Source organism: Maridesulfovibrio frigidus DSM 17176 (genome assembly GCF_000711735.1).
Taxonomy (GTDB): domain Bacteria; phylum Desulfobacterota; class Desulfovibrionia; order Desulfovibrionales; family Desulfovibrionaceae; genus Maridesulfovibrio; species Maridesulfovibrio frigidus.
On record NZ_JONL01000019.1, the window covers coordinates 1 to 1,751 of the forward strand.

General features: G+C 41.1%; 1 protein-coding gene. It reads right to left on the reverse strand.

Annotated elements, in window-relative coordinates; translation table 11 throughout:
• The coding region (locus BR06_RS0119045) for a methyl-accepting chemotaxis protein (protein ID WP_031485938.1) at nucleotides 1-1,268 on the reverse strand (1,268 nt) is incomplete at its 3' end.
• Between the last annotated feature and the right edge of the window lie 483 nt (nucleotides 1,269-1,751).

A 1,751-nucleotide genomic window follows, 5' to 3' on the forward strand; every position in this document is an offset into this window, starting at 1 on the left:
GCTGCAGCCTGCTCTGTTGCACCTTGAGACAAACTCTCAGCTGAGGAGGAAAGCTCCTCGCTACCACTTGCAACATTTTCAGTTGCGCTGTTCACGTTAGTAACAACATCCATGAGGTTACCAACCATATTGCGCATTCCCTCAGCGAGCTGACCAAGTTCATCTTTTCGATTCAGGTCAACAGTGGCAGTCAAATCTCCAGTGCTTACCTGTTCGACAAAATGAACGCCCTTGCGCAAAGGATCGAGGATACCGCTCGCAATGAGCCAAGCCATAAAAATACCTGCTATTGCAGCAACAACACTTAAGATAATGACTAGCTCTTTTGTGTTCTCTGCCTCTGAAAGCATCTGCCCATCAGTCATAATATGGCTAGCAACTGTAGCTCTTACTTCATTAAGAACAGCCTGAACTTTTGTTAATGCGGGGACAGTCTGTGTTGCATATATATTAAGGGCTTCCTCAAGAGATTTGAGTTTTCCATCATGCCAATGAATTAGTGTATCAATATCGGCCAAAGTTGCTTTGGCCGCTCTCTCGACATTGATAGAGTAGTAATCCTGAGCTCCTTCTCGGTCACCGCGGGCTAGGAGTTCATTCATACCGCCAATGCTCTCATGCAGATCCGCATGGGGGATCAAAATTGCATTTACCAAATTGCCAAATTCAGGGTCTTCTCTGGACTGCTTCTGCACCTCTGCAGAATAAAGCCATTTTCCCAAGCCACATTTATGAGGATTTGCCTGAACCGAAATTCTTTCAACCAAAGGATTCATCAACTCTTTTAGAACTTCGTTCATCCAGCTAAGATGATCCAGCTCTTTCTCTCTTAAAAAACTGCCCAATTCAGGATCTACAGGCTGATATTTATCTTTAATAGAAATTGCGGACTTATGTAGCTTATTATGGGAATCTTCTATTTCTGCCAACATTGGCGCAATAGAAGGTACCAGTTTTTCAGCTTCGTTGCGTGCTTCACTATAATACCATTTACCGAACCCACATTTGTGAGGATCCGTTTGAACATCAAGAGTATTGATGTTTTTATCCGTCAAAAGGCTATTTACATCATTGGCCCAGTTCAAATGGTCAACGATTTTTTGAACGAAATCGCCCCGAAGCTTATTACCTTCGATAACCTCTTCCGAATCATGCACTATTGTCCCTATTCCAAAAACAGAAAAGAATCCAAGTACAATCAGTAAAAGAATCACTGACCCGAAACCAATAGAAAACTTATAGGCCAAATTTAAATCTTTCCAACTCATTTAAAACTCCCTGCCGATACAAAAATTTATCAACATCTCTCTTGCCTCAACTCTAAAAAGGTAAACCGCTTAAGCAAAAACAAAATTTCTACCGTTCACATTAATCACAACTTTTGATATGGTTTAATACCTACTACTATAATTACCCTTCGCTTTGTACGGTTATTTGAAAAAAAATTTCACACCTATTTATTGTCAATAATACTGGCCATTAAACTAACTAAACTTGCTTGTTAGGCACAAAAAAATCCCCCTCTGGAATTACTTCCAGAGGGGGATTACTTGTTAATGTAAGCTTACTAAATGCTAGAATCTATTAAATCCATCATCATCGGCATCAAAACTTTTTGAGCCTGATGCTAGCATCCTCTGCGCGGCTCTATCGAGTTTGAAGTAAGTCATAGTCTGCTGCAACATCTGCCCCTGAGCTGAAAGCTCCTGAGAAGTGGATGACATTTCTTCGGAAGCAGATGCATTCTGCTG